At 45.7% G+C, this 20,193-nt stretch carries 12 protein-coding genes; 6 read left to right on the top strand and 6 right to left on the bottom strand.

Annotated elements, in window-relative coordinates; all coding sequences use genetic code 11:
* The first annotated feature begins 879 nt into the window (after positions 1–879).
* From ACG1BZ_RS15225 to ACG1BZ_RS15215, 3 genes are all read left to right on the top strand, one after another.
* Positions 880–1,371 carry an SMI1/KNR4 family protein gene (locus ACG1BZ_RS15225; protein WP_413662559.1) on the top strand — a complete coding sequence of 164 codons (492 nt, stop codon included), beginning with the start codon at positions 880–882 and terminating at the stop codon, positions 1,369–1,371.
* Positions 1,372–2,037: 666 nt separating this feature from the next.
* Positions 2,038–3,411, top strand: a complete 1,374-nt coding sequence (locus ACG1BZ_RS15220; protein WP_413662558.1) for an MFS transporter — start codon at positions 2,038–2,040, stop codon at positions 3,409–3,411.
* A gap of 246 nt (positions 3,412–3,657) precedes the next feature.
* Positions 3,658–5,448 (top strand): sulfatase-like hydrolase/transferase, encoded by a 1,791-nt coding sequence (locus tag ACG1BZ_RS15215; RefSeq protein WP_413662557.1) that lies wholly within the window; start codon positions 3,658–3,660, stop codon positions 5,446–5,448.
* A gap of 180 nt (positions 5,449–5,628) precedes the next feature.
* Here the strand turns inward: ACG1BZ_RS15215 and ACG1BZ_RS15210 are convergent, their stop codons facing one another.
* From ACG1BZ_RS15210 to ACG1BZ_RS15200, 3 genes are all read right to left on the bottom strand, one after another.
* Positions 5,629–6,855 carry a hypothetical protein gene (locus ACG1BZ_RS15210; protein WP_413662556.1) on the bottom strand — a complete coding sequence of 409 codons (1,227 nt, stop codon included), beginning with the start codon at positions 6,853–6,855 and terminating at the stop codon, positions 5,629–5,631.
* Positions 6,856–7,205: 350 nt separating this feature from the next.
* Positions 7,206–8,429: a hypothetical protein gene (locus tag ACG1BZ_RS15205; protein WP_413662555.1), complete on the bottom strand. Its 1,224-nt coding sequence runs from the start codon at positions 8,427–8,429 to the stop codon at positions 7,206–7,208.
* Positions 8,430–8,626: 197 nt separating this feature from the next.
* Complete coding sequence (locus ACG1BZ_RS15200; protein WP_413662554.1) at positions 8,627–9,097, bottom strand: hypothetical protein; 471 nt, start codon at positions 9,095–9,097, stop codon at positions 8,627–8,629.
* Positions 9,098–9,296: 199 nt separating this feature from the next.
* On the opposite strand from ACG1BZ_RS15200, the gene ACG1BZ_RS15195 reads away from it, so the two are divergent.
* The 3 genes from ACG1BZ_RS15195 to ACG1BZ_RS15185 are packed head-to-tail and all read left to right on the top strand — an operon-like array spanning position 9,297 to position 13,528.
* Complete coding sequence (locus ACG1BZ_RS15195) at positions 9,297–10,682, top strand: MFS transporter (RefSeq protein WP_413662553.1); 1,386 nt, start codon at positions 9,297–9,299, stop codon at positions 10,680–10,682.
* Between the two features lie 40 nt (positions 10,683–10,722).
* Entirely contained in the window at positions 10,723–12,102 is a 1,380-nt protein-coding gene (locus tag ACG1BZ_RS15190) for an MFS transporter (RefSeq protein WP_413662552.1), read from the top strand.
* A 52-nt stretch (positions 12,103–12,154) separates the two neighbouring features.
* The gene (locus ACG1BZ_RS15185; RefSeq protein ID WP_413662551.1) at positions 12,155–13,528 is read left to right on the top strand and encodes an MFS transporter; all 1,374 of its coding nucleotides are present in this window, start codon (positions 12,155–12,157) and stop codon (positions 13,526–13,528) included.
* A 28-nt stretch (positions 13,529–13,556) separates the two neighbouring features.
* On the opposite strand, the gene ACG1BZ_RS15180 is transcribed toward ACG1BZ_RS15185, so the two are convergent.
* The 3 genes from ACG1BZ_RS15180 to acnB all read right to left on the bottom strand — a co-directional run bounded on the left by ACG1BZ_RS15180 (position 13,557) and on the right by acnB (position 19,926).
* Positions 13,557–15,077, bottom strand: a complete 1,521-nt coding sequence (locus ACG1BZ_RS15180) for an alginate lyase family protein (protein ID WP_413662550.1) — start codon at positions 15,075–15,077, stop codon at positions 13,557–13,559.
* Positions 15,078–16,380: 1,303 nt separating this feature from the next.
* Positions 16,381–17,187: a sulfotransferase family 2 domain-containing protein gene (locus tag ACG1BZ_RS15175; protein WP_413662549.1), complete on the bottom strand. Its 807-nt coding sequence runs from the start codon at positions 17,185–17,187 to the stop codon at positions 16,381–16,383.
* A gap of 123 nt (positions 17,188–17,310) precedes the next feature.
* Positions 17,311–19,926: a bifunctional aconitate hydratase 2/2-methylisocitrate dehydratase gene (gene acnB, locus ACG1BZ_RS15170; protein WP_413662548.1), complete on the bottom strand. Its 2,616-nt coding sequence runs from the start codon at positions 19,924–19,926 to the stop codon at positions 17,311–17,313.
* Positions 19,927–20,193: the final 267 nt, after the last annotated feature.

The following is a 20,193-nucleotide window of genomic DNA, read 5'->3' as shown; positions in this document are numbered from 1 at the left end:
CATAAATTTAAAAAAATTGAGTGAATTTCGTTTTGCTGCTGATGGTTTTGTGAGGTAGAGAATTCCCATGCCAATAAATGACATATCGGGGCGTACTCTATCTGACGCTAAAATATCGATATTGTTGGGGTGGCGCTAAATGGGGATAATTCTATGGGCTGCTTAATAGATTTTTCCAAGCCATTTTTGTTGGTATTACAGCTTTTCTTTACCAGGATGCCGGTTGTATGCGAGCTCCTTAAATGATTTTACCTGAGTAAGGTGTTTTTGCCATTCAGTTTTTCAGCAGGGTTATCCTCCTCTGTCTGGGGGTAGGTTATATTTCTGCCATGCAGAAATAATATTTTCCATGAGGGGCAGGTCGTTTAATGTTGATAATAAATTCCCAGGAACTGAGTTCCTTTTGTATCCTTACTGCAAGGATAATTGTTGCTGATTTTGTTGGGGGTAGATATGAGATGGAGGTTTGGAATTGCTAGTAATAAAGTTCCATTTTACGGGCTTCTGTGTTGGAGGCTGCTCTGATGCGGTTAGGGGGCGCCCTGGCTTGTAGTTCTTTAATCAGTAAGGTGGTGCTTTATGTCAGGCTGAATAAAATAACCAGATTCACAAGTAATTCGAGTTGAGAGGCTGGAAAATCTATGATTGTAATTAATGTGTCGCGCTCAATATATCTACATGAATCGCTGTATCCTGTTAAGACTATTGAAGCATGTTTTTCATTTTAAGTTGGCGGCTTTTCAGTTGCCATGATAAGCTTGAAAAACTTGCACGAATAATAGTGGGTGGGCCATGGTAAGTTATTGGGAAACTATCATACAGAAATTGTCTTCTTTGGGTTGTGCTGATGGATTGCAACTAAATCCGGGCTGCACTCAAATGGAATTGGAAAGTTTGGAGCAGCATATTGGTATCGAGTTGCCAGTAGATGTGAAAGCATTTTTATCGATACATAATGGCCAGTTTTATCGGGGGTTAGGACTTTTCTTCGAATCACAATTTCTTTCAACGTCTGATATCCAGCTTCGTTGGGATGGTTGGCGGGAGTTGGATGAAGAGGAAATGAATGAAGATTGTGCCGATTATATGAAATCCAGTCCAGAAGGGTATATAAAACCCCTATATACTAATAAATACTGGATTCCTTTAACTTTTGATTGGGCTGGCAACCATATTGGTGTTGATTTTGATCCGGATAGTAAAGGCAAGTATGGCCAGATAATTGCTTTTGGCAGGGATGAAGATACTAAGCTTCTTATCGCTGATAATTTCTCTGACTTTATTTCGAAGTTTATTGTGGCTCTGGATGCTGCTAAGTGGGAGGGCGGAAGATTTCGTGGGGAGTTTGATACAATGAGTGGTTTATTATAAAAGACGGTGCTGCCCGCTAGTTTTATTTTCCAGCCTTTGGGTTAAGAGTAATTGGTAACCGTTATAAATGCTTATAGGTTGGGTGGCCCTGCTGACAATGTAATTGCTTGCAATAATGCAGGGTTGATTAGCGCTCAGTATTCGATACCATATATAATTATCTACCATCTATTCCTATAGGATGGCTTGGACAAAAAAATGTATGCATGGATGGTCTAATGCTGCTTCGTTATTTTACTTAAATGTTGATTTTAAATTGGAGGTTTTCCTTTCTTATAATGATTTGATTGTGGGTCTTTCTGCCTCTATAAAAGTTGTCTCAATAATGAAAGTATAATAGCTTGAGTGACAGTATATATGGCTACTGTTCCTTAAGTATGTGCTCCATTTTAGTTGGAGTGACTATGCGAATTCATTAATACCTTTGTTATTTGTATTTTAATCTGATGTTTAGAGGTCCTGTTATCCAATTGAGAAGATCATGCTTTAAATCGGATTCGATCTTATTTGTCGGCCTTTGCTTTGTTTATTGGTGTGCTTAAGTTGTCATTTAATTTAGCATTCAAAGTTATACTGATAATTCGGATCTTAAGCTGGGTTTGAGACTACTTCTTCCTATAAGCTAGAGTTTAATTTGATAGGAATTAGGGGGCTGATATAGAAAAAATGGCGAATAAGAGCAGTATCTCTGCGAATCAATGCTGGGGTCTATTTGTCCTTTTCCTATCAGTATTCCTTATCGCCAGCGATTTCACCGCCTTTTCACCAGCTCTCCCCGCTATCGCCAAAGACTTTTCTGTCCGCATCTCATTTGTGCACTGGGTAGTGAATGCCTATGCCTTGGCCTATGGAGTCATTATTGTGACCAGTGGGCGTTTGGCGGATATCTATGGGCGTGAAACTGTTTTCTTAATTGGTGTTGGTATATTTTCTTGCTCATCGCTATTGGGAGGGTTCGCGAGTGAGGTAGGGGTGCTGTTAATCGCCAGGGTATTGATGGGGTTGGGAGGTGCATTAGCCTGGTCGGCAATGCTGGGGATGGCTTACACACTGTTGCCATCTGATCGCGCAGGATTTGTTGGGGGCTTTGTTTTGGCTGCATTAGGTGTGGCTACTGCTTGCGGGCCTGTTATTGGAGGAGTGCTGTCAGATTTTTTGAGCTGGCGCTGGATTTTATTTTTGAATATCCCTATTGCTATCTTTGTGGTCGTTATTTACATATTGAAGTACCCGTCAGAGCGCTTTGAGAAAAAAGACGAACGAATTGATTACTTGGGCGTGTTAACTCTCTCCGTATCCCTTTTCCTGTTTTTGTTGGCTCTTGATTTAATGACTCAGACAGGTATTTCTCGACTCTTGGTTTTCTGTCTTCTGGCAATATCTTTATTGGCTGCGATAACTTTTGCTTTTGTTGAAGCTAGAATGGCAGATGATGCTCTTATTCCAGCGAGCTTGGTGAGAAATCGTGTGTTTATGGCATCAGGAGTTAGTGTGTTTTTTGTCGCTATCGCCTTCTTTGCAACCCTTGTCTATATCCCTTTACTTTTTATTAGCGTGCATCATTATTCTGCATTTCAGGCCGGATTGGCTTTGTTGCCAGCTATGGTCTCTTCTGGCGTTTTTGCATTTGTATCTGGAGCAATTCATGAGCGGTTTGGCCCCAAATTACTGCTCTGTTCAGGCGCCCTGGTGATGAGTCTGGGGCTTTTTATGCTTTCGGTTCACGGTCATCATATTGTCTACCCAGTCTTTGTGCCGGGCATGTTATTGATTGGCATTGGGTTAGGTATATTTAGCCCTGCCGCTGTGACTGCCGCAATAACTTCTGTGGAGGCCAGTAAATCCAGTTTATCTGGTGCTGTTGTCTATATGTTCCGTTTTTTAGGTGGTGCTGTGGGTTTGGGGATCAATTCAGCCATATTGGCGTCAGCGCCGGATATTGCCACCGGTGTGAACCGGACACTACTGGTAGATGGATTTATTGTCCTTATAGGGTTCTTGATTGCAATTTTCTTCTTTCAGGAGCCCCAGAGAAGGTAATTAACGCGCTGCTTAGATTCCTCTTAGGCAATACGGTTTCTTATCGGTCTTTAGGAGCGTGTTTCCTATTTTCATTCTCTCTAAATGTTGACTGCAAGGGATAGGGCGAGTGGTCGGGGCTATCCTTCAACAAGTATTAGCGATGTTAACTCGTATGGGTTGTTAGCCGTTTAATATTGGCGGCTCAGGAAGGGCTGAGTTCTTAGAGATTGCTAATAGTAAATTTATACGAAATGGATCTCGGATATGAAATTGTCTTGGTTGCGGTTCTTGGCTGATAATTCTTTTGTTGTATCTCTTGTTGTATCTCTTGTTGTAATCTTGATGGTGTCAGGCCCCATTGCTCTGGCAGAGAATTTACGGGGAAGTACTACGGGGCCAACTTCTGCACCAGGATACAGCCATCCGGATCAATTTTTGCATTTAAAGCCTGTAAAGCTGGCTGACAATATGTATCCCGTAATCCAGCATCCGCAAGAGGAAAAGCAAGCTAGACAGAAGCTGGCTCTTTTGGAGGAGAAGTTTGGAAAAAAGCCTAACATATTGATTTTCTTACTTGATGATGTGGGCTGGATGGATGTTGGTTTTAACGGAGGAGGAATTGCTGTCGGCAATGCTACACCCACCATGGATAAGTTGGCGAATGAGGGGCTTATCTTAACCTCTGCCTATTCAACACCTTCATGCTCGCCAACACGGGCTACGATTCATACCGGCCAAAATCCGCTACACCATGGAATCCTACGCCCCCCTATGTACGGTGAGGCTGGTGGCTTGGACGGAGCGGTAACTATGCCGGCGGTACTCAAAAAGTTAGGCTACGTGACCCAGGGGGTCGGTAAATGGCATATGGGAGAGAATAAGGGCTCACTACCGCAGAATATTGGTTATGACGATTACCGAGGGTTTCTCGGTGTATCAGATATGTATACGGAATGGCGGGACGTTTATTTCAATCCAGAAGTGGCGCTGTCTCCAGAGCGCTTTGCCATGATGCAGAAGGAGCCATTTAGTCATAGTGAGGTTCATTGCACGCCGCAGGACACGGAACGGTGTGAAGATCTCCATCTGATTGACCTGGACACTATCAAGGTGCTCGATGACCAGTGGATGGATTACAGTGTAAATTTCATTAGGCAAATGAAAAGCTCTGAAAAGCCATTCTTTTTGTATCACGCCCCCCGAGGTTGCCACTTTGATAATTATCCATCTGATAAGTGGGCAGGGAAATCGCGAGCTCGTACAGTATATAGCGACTGTATGGTACATATGGATTATGTACTTGCACAGCTATTTAGTGCTTTGCAGGAAACAAACCAGCTGGATAACACTCTGATTTTCTTCACCTCGGATAATGGCCCCGAGTGCGAGGTTCCTCCTTATGGCCGAACCCCTTTCCGGGGTTGTAAAGGTACGAGCTGGGAGGGTGGAGTAAGAGTGCCGACATTTGCCTATTGGAAGGGGATGATAGAGCCGCGCCGAACTGAAGGGTTGTTTGATCTGGCTGATCTCTTTAACACAGCAATTTCAATAGCGGGCAAGCCCGGTAGGGAGGTGGCAAGTTTTGTTAGTGAAGATCGATATATCGATGGTATCGATCAAACGGGAATGCTGTTGGCGGATAATGGCCAGTCTGCACGCCGTAGTCGGCCCTATACGATGAATCAGTATTTTTCTGCCATGCGTATTGATGAGTTCAAATATGTATGGACGGCAGAAATCGAAAATGGTGTCGTACAGAGGGGAAACTGGGGCGGGTTCAGTGGTCCCATTTTTGTTGAGAGTGGTGGGGCAATATTATTTAACCTTTATTCCAATCCTCAGGAAGATGTCAGTATCGGTGTACGTCATTTGCCAATGCTTGTACCGGTGATGACAACAGCAGGGGACTACATGAAAGAACTCATTAAGTATCCCCCACAATTCAAGATCGGTTTTATATCCAACAATCCGCCAATCTATGACCTTTTACCTCAAGCCAAAGAGAAGTTAGAGCAGTTTGAGAAAGAGGGTACTGGTAAGTATCCCTGGCCTTAGAGTTGAACCCTGAAATGTAGCTTTAACTCTACGAGTGGATTTATGCTTGAGCCGTTTAAGTATGTAATATTTTGACGGCTATTAAACAGGGTGGCGGGAGCCATTCTCTTGAGATACAGGCCTCGATAGATCAAACAAAATGGCCGGCCTCGCTCGTGATTCTGGAGGCCGGCCTGTGGATTATTGTAAGATTGTGCCGGTGTTGCTAGTGCCCACTTGCGTAGCGGTTGCAGAGTTCCCAGATGTTGCCTGGGTGGTATCATGGGTGTTTGTTGTGCCCATTTGCATAATGTTGGCGGTATTCATCGTCATTGATTGGTTAATCGTAACCGTATTAGAATCTCCAATCTGTTCCACATCGGCAACCAGTAAATCTCCAATCTGGAATAGCGTAGAGGAATTACTTAAGCCATCCTGTTCGATCTCAGCATCGTTACTGTCACCAAATTGAATGGCAAAAACCATATTGGTTGTACCCAGTTGTTCGGCAAAAAGGTTATTACCGAGGCCGTCCTGCTGTCCAAGATCAGCATCGTTTGAATCGCCATCCTGTATTAGCTCGGCAGTACCACCGGTAGATGTAAATTGTGTTATGAGAGAGGTATTACCTGTCCCTAACTGGATTGTACTCTGAATATTCCCCGATCCGTTGGCGACCTGAAAAAAGGTAGCCATATTTGATGTGCCATCCTGAAATATGGTGGCGGTGCTAGAAGTTTCACTTGACTGGGTACCGCCTACGTCATTAGTCGTTCCCAGTTGGATGACAACAAGTCCATTCCCCGAAGAGTTTGATTGAATAATAGATCCAGTGTTTGAATCACCATTCTGGGTGATTGTGGCTGTATCGAGGGAGGAATTGAGTTGTGTTGTGGTGAATTGGTTGGAAGTGCCAATTTGTGTGGTTGTCGAAGTTACCGATGTGGTATTGGTTTGAGTGGCATCGAATAAATTAGTTTGACCGTTTTGCAGTACAGTAATTGTCGATGTGATCGCATTATCTTGCTCAATCGTCGAAACGGTATTGTTGTCGCCAATTTGGGTACTGTTGATAACACTATTTGTAGAGTTGGTTATCTGTGATGTGGTTGATGAATTGTTGTCGCCGGTTTGAGTGAATATCGCGAAGTTGCCCGACGTGGTGGGGTCAGCTTGGTTGGCTGTTGCTGTATTCCCGGTGCCATTTTGATTGACAATCGTGGTATTGGCGACAGCATGCGCGCTGATTGCTAAAGCAAGTGCCGAAGCAATATAGGTGTAAGTTTTCATATCTACTTCCTTACAAATCAACATATTAATCTTTATCAAGCGGATTACCGCCTGCTTGTCGATTTGGGACTCTGCGGAATATCTGGTTAGGCAAAGACGGCTCTCAAATCCCTGGGTAATTACTTGAATTGTTCCCATCCAAAGTTACTGCTGACACCCAAGATACTACCGTTAAAATGATATTGGGTGATGGTGTAGGATGACCTAACGATTTTCGGTCAGGTGAGCAGTATTTTCCTTGGGATTTAACTATCAATCTACTGAGAAGAAATCCCTAAAGAGATAGTTGCAGGCCTATATTGCAGCTTGTCTTGTGTAAAAAAGAAGTGACTAATTACGTTAGTCATTTCTTTTATGCATTTAAAATAGGGGCGGGGAAAAACCTGGGGGCTTTAATTGTTGAAAGATTTACTATAGCAAAGTAAATATCACCATATCATCAGGTATGGCCGGCTCCAGCTTGAGTCTCACAGGAGCCGGCCGATAAATTACTGCAAGATGGTACCTGTATTACTGGTACCTAGCTGGGTAGCAGTTGCTGAGTTTCCACTTGTTGCCTGGGTGGTGTCATGGGTGTTGGCGAAACCCATCTGCATAGTACTGGCATTATTGTTGGTTGATGTTTGGGTAATTGTTGCAGTATTCGAAGTCTGGATTTGTTCTATATAGGCTACGAGCAAGTCGCCATCCTGTGATAGATCTGCTGAGTTACTTAATCCATCCTGGAGAATTTCACCATCGTTACCCGCACCAGTTTGAAAGGTCATGACCGTATTGGTGGTGCCTAGCTGTTCAGCGTAGAGACTATTGCCCGCGCCTAAATCTTGTTCAATATCTGCATCGTTTGAATCACCTTCCTGTATTAATTCAGCAGAATCTCCGACACTGGTAAATTGAAGAACTAATGAGGTGTTACTCGTTCCCACCTGGGTTGTACTTTGAGTATTCCCTGTTCCGAGAGATTGTGTACTTCCCGACATATTTGATGTGCCATCTTGAAGTACCGTGATGGTGCCGGAAGTCTCAGTTGATTGAGCTGCTCCTGCGGTATTAGTTGTTCCAAGCTGGGTAATAAAAAGCCCATTCCCAGAGGAGGATGACTGAACCATGGAGCCCATGTTGGAGTCACCATTCTGGGTGATTACGGTGGTATCCAGAGATGAATTGGTTTGTACCGTTGTATATTGGTTGGAGGTGCCTGTTTGCGTGGTTGTTGAAGTACTTGAGGTGGTGTTACTTTGAAGTGCGTTAAATAAATTGGTTTGACCATTTTGCACTACGGTAACTACTGACGTAGTGGCATCGCTTTGATCAATCGATGAAACAGTGTTGTTGTCGCCAAGTTGAGTGCTGTTAATAACACTATTCGTAGTGTTGACAACCTGAGATGTGGTTGATGAGTTGTTGTCACCGATTTGTGTGAATATCGCAAAGTTGCCTGACGTGGATGGGTCAACCTGGTTGGACAGGGCTGAATTCCCGACGCCATTTTGATTGACAATGGTAGTATTGGCGGCAGCGTGCCCACTGATGGCTATAGCGACTGCCGCAGCAATGGAGGCGTAAGTTTTCATATCTATTTCCTTACAAATCAACATATTAAGTTCTATCAAGCGGATTACTGCCTGTTTGTCGATTTGGGACTCTGCTGAATAGCTGGTTAGGCAAAGACGGCTCTCAAATCCCTGGGTAATTACTTGAATTATTTTCACCCAAAGCTACCACTGACATCCAAAGCACTATCGTTAAAATGATATTGGATGACGTTATAGGATGACCCTCCGATTTTTGATTATGGGCAGAGTGTTTTCCTTGGGAATTAACTATCAATATTCTGAGAAGAAATTCCCAAAGGTGATCGGAGGCTCTTAATTCTTCGTCTGAGGGAGGGGGGAAGAGGCAGGTTCCTTTAAGCGCTCTTTACATCTTTGCCAGATTTTTCAACAAAATAATGGCATAAAAAGGCAATGGGAATTGAGTATAAAGCGATAATAAATGCGAGACCGAAGAAACCTGATTCTGTTGTTGCTATTCCTGCACAGCAAAGGAGAATGCTTGGAAGAGCACCACCCAACATCATAGAAACTCGGTTGTATCTCTGCATCTTTAACAGGAAGTACTCAATAAGCTTCCCGTAGGTTAGGGTGGCGATTAAGGATACCAGAGTAGTCATCAGATAGAATGTCAGCATGGGGACTGTGCCATTAAGAATCTGAATTCCGGAAGCACCAGGCAAGGAAAAAACCGCAATAATAGTTGGCAATACGACACAGGTTAGCGCAGTAGCTTTAAGGGCAATAAGGAAGGATATAGTTTGGGGCGAAGGAGTGGTTTTACTTTCCAGGTTGGCCTTAGGCGCTTTGTAATAATTTGTAGGCATGTACTTATTGATGAAGCTCGTTTAAATCTGTTTTTTCAAGTGGAATGTAGCTTAATTAATGGTAATCATTAGCTGTTGTCATGTAAATGTGATAGTGGCTCGAATTATATTGATTTTTGATTGCGAATTGAGGCTTTGCTGGGGTGGGTGTTGGAACAAATACACCATACTGGATATAAAGTACCTGTAGATTTAATCGATGGCATCCAATGGAAGCTCTTTAACTCCCACTCACTACTGGGGGCTCTTTGCCCTGCTACTGGCGGCATTTCTTCTTGCCAATGATTATACGGCATTTTCGCCGGCACTCCCGGCAATTCAAAAGACATTCAATGTCGATATCACCACCATTCATTGGGTCGTTAACGCCTATACCCTGGTGTATGGTGTTTTGATTGTGTCTACGGGCAGGATGGCTGATATCTATGGTCGTCGGCGAATGTTTATTACCGGCATCTATATCTTTACTGCATCTTCCCTTGTAGGTGGATTTGCGGGAAATATAGGAACGCTATTATTCGCCCGTGCATGGATGGGGTTGGGAGGCGCCTTGGCCTGGGTTGCCATCCTGGGTATGGTTTTCTCCCTCTTGCCCAGGGATAAGGCCGGGCTGGCCGGAGGATTGATTCTCACTACAACGGGGTTGGCCAATGCCAGTGGCCCAGTGATTGGTGGTCTGTTGGCTGATTTTGCCAGCTGGCGCTGGATATTATTTATTAATATTCCCATTGCTTTGCTGGTTATTCTTCTGTGTTGGAGCAAATATCCTCCAGCTAGTACGCAGAGAAGCAATAAGAAAATTGACTATTGGGGTGTTATTACCCTCTGTGGGTCTTTATTTAGTTTCCTCCTTGCTATGGATCTGGTGGTTCAGTATGGCTTGTCCCACTTCTATGTGTGGGGCCTATTGGTACTGTCCATATTTCTCATGATATTTTTTGCTGTTGTTGAAACTGTTGATCCTAATAACGCGCTAATTCCCGGTGAATTGATAAAGAACAGAGGCTTTATCGCCGCTGGACTCAGTATGTTCTTTGTTGCTATCGCATTTTTTGCGACCCTGGTTTATATCCCGCAGCTATTTATCAAGGTGAAGGGCTTTTCTGCCTTTGGGGCTGGGTTGGCGTTGTTACCATTAATGGTCAGCTCTGGTGTTGTAGCCTATATTTCTGGCGCTTTATACGAGCGGTTGGGCGCCAAGATTTTGATTTGTGCTGGTGCTTTGGGTATGTGTGTAGGGCTGTTTCTACTGTCGGCTGTTGAGCCCCAGGCATCTTATATTCGCTTCCTTCCCGGGCTTTTGATAGTTGGCAGCAGTATTGGCATATATAGTCCTACGATTGTTACAGCGGCAATTAGCGTAGTTGGGCCCAGTGATTCCAGTTTGGCAGGGTCGATTATCTATATGTTTAAATTTGTGGGCGGGGCCCTTGGGTTGGGAGTTAATGCGACTTTACTGGCTATGGCTCCCAACATCGCTGTTGGGATTGAGCGGGCCTTTGTGGTTGATGCTTATCTGGCACTACTTGGGTTCTTGATTTCCATGATTTTCTTTTCTGGTCTTTCTACAAAAACGATTCGTTAATGGCAGCTATTTTCACTGAGAACTAGCCGAGTTTTTAGGTATGGTTGATAAAAAGGCCTCGGTGAAAAGTAATCTATATCTTGGTCTAGGCGCGCTGTCCCTGGCCATCTTTCTTGTGGCCAATGATTTCACTGCATTTTCGCCGGCATTGCCTGTGGTTGAACAAGAGTTCCAGTCAGATCTTACTACGAGTCAATGGGTAATTAGTGCTTACGCATTGGTTTGCGGTGTGTTGATAGTTTCAGGAGGTCGTCTGGCTGATATGTATGGTAGGAGGCGAACATTTATTGTCGGGTTATTAATTTTCATGTTTTTCTCGTTTTTGGGCGGAATTGCTGGAAGTATGGGAATGCTATTGGTTTCCCGTGCATTTATGGGGGCGGGGAGTGCGCTGATTTGGCCGTCTGTTTTGGGGATGATGTACAGTCTGATGACACCGAAGAATGCAGGGTTGGCCGGTGGACTGATTATTACGATATGCGGTATAGCAAATTCTGTAGGGCCATTAGTGGGAGGTTTCCTGGCTGACTATATCAGCTGGAGATGGATTCTATTTATTAATTTACCACTTTCTCTAGTGGTTCTTTATCTTTGCTTCAGAGTGATTCCACCAGATTCGTTAAATGTGCCTAAAGATAAGTTAGATTATCGAGGAGTTGCTCTACTGTCATCGGCACTATTCTCTCTTCTGCTTGCTTTCGACTTTGTAGTCGATGTGGGGTTTAAAAACTATCTGGTGTTTGGACTGTTTATGGCTTTTTTTCTCTTGTTTTGCCTCTTTATATTGGTTGAGGGGAGAGCAGCTGAGGGGGCATTAATCCCTCCAGATGTAGCAGGAAACAAGTCTTTTGTCACTGCAGCCTGTGTCGCTTTGTTAATTGCCCAGTTCTTCTATGCGGGGTTCTTTTTTATCCCGCAATATTTAAGTAAAGTCCATGGAGCTTCTGCAACAATAGCAGGTCTGGGATTGGTTCCACTTATGTTGGCATTTAGTGTATTTGGTTTTGTTGCTGGTAATGTCTATAAGGTGCTGGGAGCCAAGCTAATTGTCTCCATAGCAACACTATTAATGGCTTTAGGTTTATATATGCTGTCTCATATCTATCAGGACGGTCAATATATTCGCTTGGTTCCCGGGTTGTTAATTTTGGGGGCGGGTATTGGCTTATTCAATTCTACTATAATCACGTTTGCAATATCGGTTGTTGATCCGCGCCGAGCAAGTTTGGCCGGAGCAATAATCTTTATGATTCAAATAGCGGGTGGTGCAGTGGGGTTGGGCCTGAATACCACAATAGTCGCAATGGCTGGTGATATATCTTATGGGATTAGTCAGGCATTTACATTAAACGCATACTTGGCGATGTTATCTTTTATTATTTGCGTTTTATTTATAGGGTCTAAGGAAGAAAAAGCTTAACGTCATTTTGTATGTCAATTGGTTTATGTATATGTAAGTACAGGTTTACGCAATGGAAAGACAAGAGGGTCTCTTAGATAAGAATTTATACCTTGGAATGTTGGCTCTGTCTCTTGCCATTTTCCTTGTCGCCAATGATTTTACGGCCTTTTCTCCCGCGCTGCCGGCAATGGAGCACGAGTTCCACTCTGACCTTACAACGACCCAGTGGGTCATTAATGGTTACGCCTTAGTCTTTGGAGTACTGATTATTTCAGGTGGTCGCCTTGCCGATATGTATGGCAGGAGGAGGGTATTCTTTATTGGAACCCTGCTATTTATGGCGTTCTCACTTATCGGTGGGATTGCAGTTAATATGGGAATGTTATTGATATCCCGGGCACTGATGGGGATTGGAGGGGCTATGATGTGGCCGTCGATCCTGGGTATGACCTATGGCCTGATGACTGAAAAGCGAGCGGGTTTGGCTGGAGGGCTGGTGATTACTGTTTGCGGTATTGCCAATTCAGTTGGACCACTGTTGGGTGGTGCGCTGGCAGATTATGCCAGTTGGAGATGGATTTTCTTTATTAACCTGCCGGTATCAGCAGTTGCCTTATATGTTTGCTGGAGAGTGATTCCTGATGACTCTCCAGAAGCCTGTGATGAGCGTATTGACTATGCCGGGATCGCTTCCCTATCGATGGCTCTATTTGCCTTGCTGTTGGCGTTTGATCTTGTGGTTGATGTCGGTTTCAAAAGCCCATTGGTCCTCGGCCTTATCGCTGCCTTTTTCTTACTTATATGCTTGTTTAGTCTCGTTGAGAAGCGAGTTGGTGCTCAGGCGTTGATTCCACCGGATGTGGCTGGGAATAAACGGTTTGTTTTCGCCTCTATTGCTACGTTATTGATCTCAGCACTTTTCTTTGCGGGATTGTTTTTTATTCCCCAATTCTTAACCCATGTTCGAGGTACCTCGGCGATGAAGGCGGGGATGGGGTTGATCCCTATGATGCTCTCCTTTAGCGTTTTCGGCTTTCTGGCAGGGAAGCTATATGATGTGATTGGAGCAAAGAAGATAGTATCGGCAGCTACTTTATTGATGACGCTGGGAATGTATCTTCTATCTCATATCCACAAGGATACTCAATATATGTCTTTGGTTCCTGGCCTGGTGATATTGGGTGCTGGTATTGGTTTGTTCAATTCCACCATTACCACTGTGGCTATAACGGTTGTTGATAACAGTAGAGCGAGTTTGGCGGGTGCAATCATTTTTATGTTTCAAATAGCGGGTGGTGCCGTAGGATTAGGGTTGAATACAACGATAGTGGCGATGGCCACTGACATGCCATCGGGTATTGAATATGCATTTACTGTAAACGCTTATCTCGCCATGTTTGCTTTTATTATTTGCATTTTATTTGTTGGGGATAAAAAAGCCTGAGGTTTGATTTTAATAACCTATCCGTTGTCTATCTTTCCGCTTCAGTTGTTAATTGATCGGCAGCCTTTAAAGGCAAAGTTTGTGCTTCTTTGCCAAAGTTCCAAAATGGGAAAATTCCCGTTTCGATTGGGAAAACAGGTTTGCATTGGCTGATTGGTACGGCATTAAGTTCTATTTTTAGCTCTCCATAATGTTGTCTGTAGGCATAGGCTATTGGGATCAGTCTCTGCCGGTCGAAATACTTGGGGCCCTTGTGGTTTTCGAATGCTTGTAGAAAATTATCTATTCCCTGCTGGATGCCAGCCCCATTTCTTGCTGTGAAGTTCCAGAAATTTTCATCAATTGTTTCTGCGAGACTGGCAAGATAAATCCATAATTGAAGATTTAGGCATTCATAATGAACACTATTTTTACTCTTGATTTTCGATACTTGGTTATCCGAGTGATCAAACTGCTCTAATATTCGGAAGCGGGAGTCCCTGAGAGTTTTTCTGGCAGCTTGTATTTGATTGAGATAGAGCGCTAAAGCTACAACTTGTAAATCATACTGTGTGCCAATATGCCCAAGTTTTGGACGCATTGATTGCCCGCGATGACTATCTATCAGCCAGCTAAGGTATTGCTCCAGATGGTAGTCTAATCGCTCAACTCCTATCAGACGAATCTGCTGTTCTTGTTTAAGTTCTTTTAAAGTGCAGAGGGTGTGGACCAGTAGGTTGGGATTTACAGATTGTAATTGTTTGCTGTATTTCGTTTCATATTTGTTGGGGAATAGCTTGATGAGGCTATTGTCGATAAATTGAATGAATTCCGGCTTCGAGCAGTGGGATTGGGCAAGGGCGACAATGGTCAAATCCTGAAGCAGGCTGTTAATCGAACTGGGCCGCGCCCTCTGTTTTGCTTTTACCGATCTTTGCGTGGCCTCTCTTAATAGTATTAGATAGGGAAGGTCGCACCTGTTTGCTACGGCCAACTTGCTGCCAGGGGCGCATGTGTCGGCGGAAAAGCTGGAATCATCGAGTTGATCCAGCATGGCAAGGATAGCTTCAGAGCGAGTTGTTCCTCGATCCCGGCTGGACTGCTGATCTGTTCGCTCCAGATGCGGCTTTCCGGAAAATAGTCTGGCTACCCAGCCTCCCTGAGTATAGTGACCTGCGGCTTCCGAGTAATCCGGGCAGGGGAGATCCCATGGGAAAATCGCCCACTCATCCCATTTCCCCGATACGCCTAGCCGCCATAAAAGTTCTACCTTGGGTCGCCTGCCATAGCAGTAGCGGCTATCAAATACCTCTGTACTATCAGATCGAAATACTATTTGTGGCTCTTCAGTGGGAGTTGGTTTGAAGTTCTCACATAGAATGGATTGGTTATCCAGCAGTCTTGTCATTGGAATAACATGGTAGGGGTAAGCGTTGTTGTTGAGTACTTGTTGTTTTATAGCTTGCCAGGCTTTTGGTGTTACGAAGCAATTGCCGTCCCAAGGTAAAATCCAGTCGGCTTTTGATTTACCGTCCTGGAGGGCGAGATTTCTGGCCCCATTATTGTTCATTACATAATTGTTTTTATGGCGGTAAAGGCTCAGCTCTGCCTGAACCGCTAAGTCCTGGCGTAATCGTAGCCCTTTTAATTTATAGGGGGCATAGCTGATGGGGTGGTCGAGAATATTCCACTCTATTTTTCGGTAGTCGTCCCAGCTAAAGGGGATTCTGAGAAAGGTTTGTTGATAGTCATTGAGTAGTTTAATGATGGCAGCTTCTTCATTAGGGTCGACTATTCGATTGAGGACAAATACTTTTTTGCAGTTGTCGAGTACCGACTCATGCTTCAAAATAAATTCCAGATTCTTGCGGGACTGTCCCACACTATGCCGGGGAGCTAAGTCGTTGCCGATGATTCTGTAGAGGATAAAGGTCTGGATATTATTTGATGTGTTTAGGTAGGTATTGATTGGTGTGGTTTTAGGGTAGGGTGGGCGGCTGTAAGGAAAGTAAAAGGTTGGGAAGAAACGATTTCTGTGAATGATGATACGGATTAGAGTTCTGAAGAATTTTAGTGTTTTTCTTTTGAGTTTGCGAGTGAAAAATATCCAGCGATTCTGCCACTGTAACCAAAAGGCCTCCTTGTGGGCGACTATTATCCTTTGTTTAGGCTTGGTGGGCTTCTGCATATATAGATATGTCTTTAGGGAGCCTCTGAATAACTCCGTAATGCCTCTGCGGGTCTTGAAGGCTGCAGATGTTAGGCGCAGCTCGCCGCGAATGGCCGTAGCCCTTTGCAAGAGCTGCAACGCAGCAGCTGTGGCCTTCAAGGCCCGCCCTTCGGGGCTTGCAGAGCGATTCACACTCCGCGTTGCGACTTCTTGAAAGGTCTAGACATTCCTGCGAAGCCGCGCCTTGATTGTGAACCGCTCTGCATGCCAGAGGTATCACGGAGTTATTCAGAGGCTCCTTAGTTCAGTTCGAGGGCTCTTAATGGTTATTGGCAGGTATGATAAATGCCTTTGATATCAATTTAGCCGTGTGATTATGGGCTTAATATAGCAGGTTTGATTTTTGATTGGGATTTCGGCGCTATAAAATACGCCAATTAACGGCTAAACCGTAAATTAAGATATCTCCAATTGACTAAGGTGTGGACGTTAACGTATTGAACTCTAACCTGAGTCAGGCTTCCACTTAAACCTTCTCTTCTTTAGTGAAGTACAATTCTCTTTGCAGTGGATAGGATGGTTAGTTTATGTTTATTAATTGAGGCGAGAAGCTGATTGGGTTTGCTGGGGTTAGGCCAAGGTGGGCGGGATTTGTATTTTTTTGACTAAGTCGATTTTACTCCCGCTCTTGCTCTTTTGTTTTCTACTGACGATTTTCTTTTGCTGAAAATATTGACCCATGCTTTTCTGTAAATCGTTCGAATATTTCTATGTCGTATTTGCAGATATCTTCGATCTTTTTAATGGTTTTGAGGTCGGATTTTATTTCTTGGGCCAGTTTATTGTTGGGGTTCTTGTTAATTTCAGGGATGTTCAACTGTATATCAAAATCCTCTTCGATCTGCTGTGTTAGTAGGTCAAGGTGGCCAGTTGTGCCTACAATGGAAAACTGTTGGAGGTTATCCAGGGCCTCTGCAATATGTTCTGATGGATTTCGATTATTAAAGTTAGAAAAATATTGAAGATACTCTTGTCCAGCGTTAATCCCAGTTTTGGAGTCTAAGTATTCATTTAGAGAGAGTGTATTTTTATCCCACTGACTTTTCTTGTAAGTATTGTAGGTATAGAGAGATATCCATCTATCAACAGGATTCCTCAGTACCGTCAAAAAGTTCCACTCGCCGGAGAAGCTTTTGACGACATTTGGGCGGCAATATGAATGACCTCGGCCGTAATAGTTCGATTTTATTGATAAGTTGTGGACCATTACGATTTCTCGTACCGACATCATTGGGATATCTAATATGTCTGCTGTACGTTTGCTTACTGCTCGCTTGATACCAAAAGTGTCTAGTTTGTTGGGCTCATAGTATTGAGAGCTAATGGCAGAGTTGAGGGAGGAACCGGCACATTTTGGTACGTGACAAAAGAAAATTTTAGGTGGGGAGGTTAATTTTATCGGGAGTCTAGCAAGTGATGGGCGAACCAACTTTTTTAACATTCTTTTCATTTGATGAAGTACTGCTAAGTTTTTGAAAGGCTTGGTCTGAAGTAATGGAAGGGTAAGTTTAATATATTGTACGGAAATTAAAAAACCCGCCTTTAGGCGGGTTTTTTAAAGGCTCGTCCGTACTTAAACAGTAACTTCCTGGATCTCCGTCGCTGCGATGCGCTTGCCTTCTTCGGCAGACTTCTGGAAGTCTTCAATCTGATCGAAGTTCAGGTAGCGGTAGATCTCGCTGGACATGGAGTCCAGGTTCTGTGCGTATTCCTGGTACTCAGCCGGAGTCGGCAGTTTACCCAGGATGGCGCCTACAGAAGCCAGCTCAGCGGAGGTCAGGTACACGTTGGCACCATCGCCAAGACGATTGGGGAAGTTACGGGTAGAGGTGGACAGTACGGTGGCGTTCGGTGCCACACGTGCCTGGTTACCCATACACAGGGAACATCCGGGCATCTCGGTGCGGGCACCGGCAGAGCCGTAGATGTTGTAGTAACCCTCTTCCATCAACTGGTGCTCGTCCATCTTGGTGGGCGGGGAGATCCACATGCGAGTGGAGATACCACCTTTGTGTTCTTGCAGCAGTTTACCGGCAGCGCGGAAGTGACCGATGTTGGTCATACAGGAGCCGATAAACACTTCATCTACCTTGTCGCCAGCAACGTCGGACAGCAGGCGAGCGTCGTCAGGATCGTTAGGAGCACATACGATCGGCTCTTTGATCTCGGCCAGGTCGATCTCGATTACTTCCAGGTACTCAGCGTCGGCGTCCGCTTCCATCAGTTTCGGGTTGGCCAGCCACTCTTCCATGGCGCGCGCGCGGCGCTCCAGGGTACGCTTGGAGCCGTAACCTTCAGCGATCATCCAGCGCAACAGGGTTACGTTGGAGCGCAGGTACTCAGACATGGTGTCTTCGGACAGCTTGATGGTACAGCCAGCAGCGGAGCGCTCGGCGGAGGCGTCGGACAGCTCGAATGCCTGCTCTACAGTCAGGTCTTCCAGGCCTTCGATCTCGAGGATGCGGCCGGAGAAGATGTTCTTCTTGCCTTTCTTCTCAACGGTCAGCAGGCCCTGCTTGATGGCGTAGAGAGGAATGGAGTGCACCAGGTCGCGCAGGGTGATGCCGGGCTGCATTTTGCCCTTGAAGCGCACCAGTACGGACTCAGGCATATCCAGCGGCATAACACCGGTAGCGGCGGCGAAAGCTACCAGACCAGAACCTGCCGGGAAGGAGATACCCATGGGGAAGCGGGTGTGGGAGTCACCACCGGTACCTACGGTGTCCGGCAGCAGCATGCGGTTCAGCCAGCTGTGGATGATGCCGTCTGCCGGGCGCAGGGAAACACCGCCACGGTTCATGATGAAGTCCGGCAGGGTGTGCTGGGTGCTGATATCAACGGGCTTGGGGTAGGCCGCAGTGTGACAGAAAGACTGCATTACCAGGTCGGCGGAGAAGCCGAGGCAGGCCAGGTCTTTCAGTTCGTCACGGGTCATGGGGCCAGTGGTGTCCTGGGAGCCCACAGTGGTCATTTTCGGCTCGCAGTAGGTGCCCGGACGGATACCTTCAACGCCACAAGCTTTACCAACCATCTTCTGCGCCAGAGTGTAACCTTTGCCTGTGTCGGCAGGTTGCTCAGGTTTGCGGAACAGCTCGGAAGGCGCCAGGCCCAGGGCTTCACGGGCTTTGCCGGTCAGGCCGCGACCGATGATCAGGTTGATACGACCGCCAGCCTGAACTTCGTCCAGCAGTACGTCGGACTTCAGTTGGAATTCAGACAGGACTTTGCCGTCTTCGGCCAGGATCTTGCCGTCGTAAGGGCGGATCTCGATAACGTCGCCCATGCCCAGTTCGTCAACGGGGGCTTCGAATACCAGTGCGCCGGCATCTTCCATGGTGTTGTAGAAGATCGGGGCAACTTTACCGCCGATACAAATACCGCCACCTTTCTTGTTGGGCACGCCAGGCATTTCTTCACCGAAGTACCACAGCACGGAGTTGGTGGCGGACTTACGGGAGGAACCGGTACCTACTACGTCGCCAACGAAAGCAACGGGCAGGCCTTTGGCTTTAACTTCTTCGATCTGCTTTAGCGGACCGGTAACGCCTGCTTCTTCTGGCTCCAGGCCGTCGCGCTTCATTTTGTACATGGCCAGCGCGTGCAGGGGAATGTCCGGACGGGACCAGGCATCCGGTGCCGGAGACAGGTCGTCAGTGTTGGTTTCGCCAGTTACCTTGAATACGGCAACTTTGATGCTCTCGGGTACTTTGTTGCGCTTGGTGAACCACTCGGCGTCTGCCCAGGATTGCATTACCGCTTTGGCGAATTCGTTGCCGGCTTTGGCTTTCTCTTCCACATCGTGGAAGGCGTCAAACATCAGCAGAGTGCCTTTCAGCTGCTCGGCAGCCAGTTCGGCCAGATCTTTGTCGTCCAGCAGCTCGACCAGGGTGGAGATGTTGTAACCGCCCAGCATTTGGCCCAGCAGTTCTACAGCGTGTTTGCGATCGATCAGCGGGGATTCTGCTTCACCTTTGATAATGGCGGACAGGAAACCTGCTTTAACATAAGCGGCTTCGTCAACGCCCGGCGGAACGCGTTGGGTGAGCAGGTCAACCAGTTCCTGTTCTTCGCCTTTTGGCGGATTTTTCAGCAATTCAACCAGGCCGGCGACTTGCTCGGCGTCCAATGGCTTTGGCGGAATGCCTTGTTCGGCGCGCTCGGCGACGTGTTTGCGATAGGCTTCAAGCACTGATAAGTCCCTCTTGGTGTGTGGGGTGGCACCTACAGCGGGTGGAATTCCCGGTCTATTAACTGTCAGCCGGGATTTTTTTTTCGAGGCCGCTGATGGCGGGGGGCGAATACTACAGGAAAGCCCTACTGCTGTTAAGTTTATCGAAAAATCAATAATTTAAGTGAATTATGACTATTTGCCAGGTGAATTTTAGTAGTTTGGCAGCTGGTACTTCCCCCCTTTTCTTGGCGGCGGAAACAAAATAGGCTACGCGCAATTTGAAGG

The organism is Microbulbifer sp. CNSA002, from assembly GCF_047324085.1.
Taxonomy (GTDB): domain Bacteria; phylum Pseudomonadota; class Gammaproteobacteria; order Pseudomonadales; family Cellvibrionaceae; genus Microbulbifer.
This window is presented reverse-complemented; position numbering and strand designations above follow the sequence as displayed.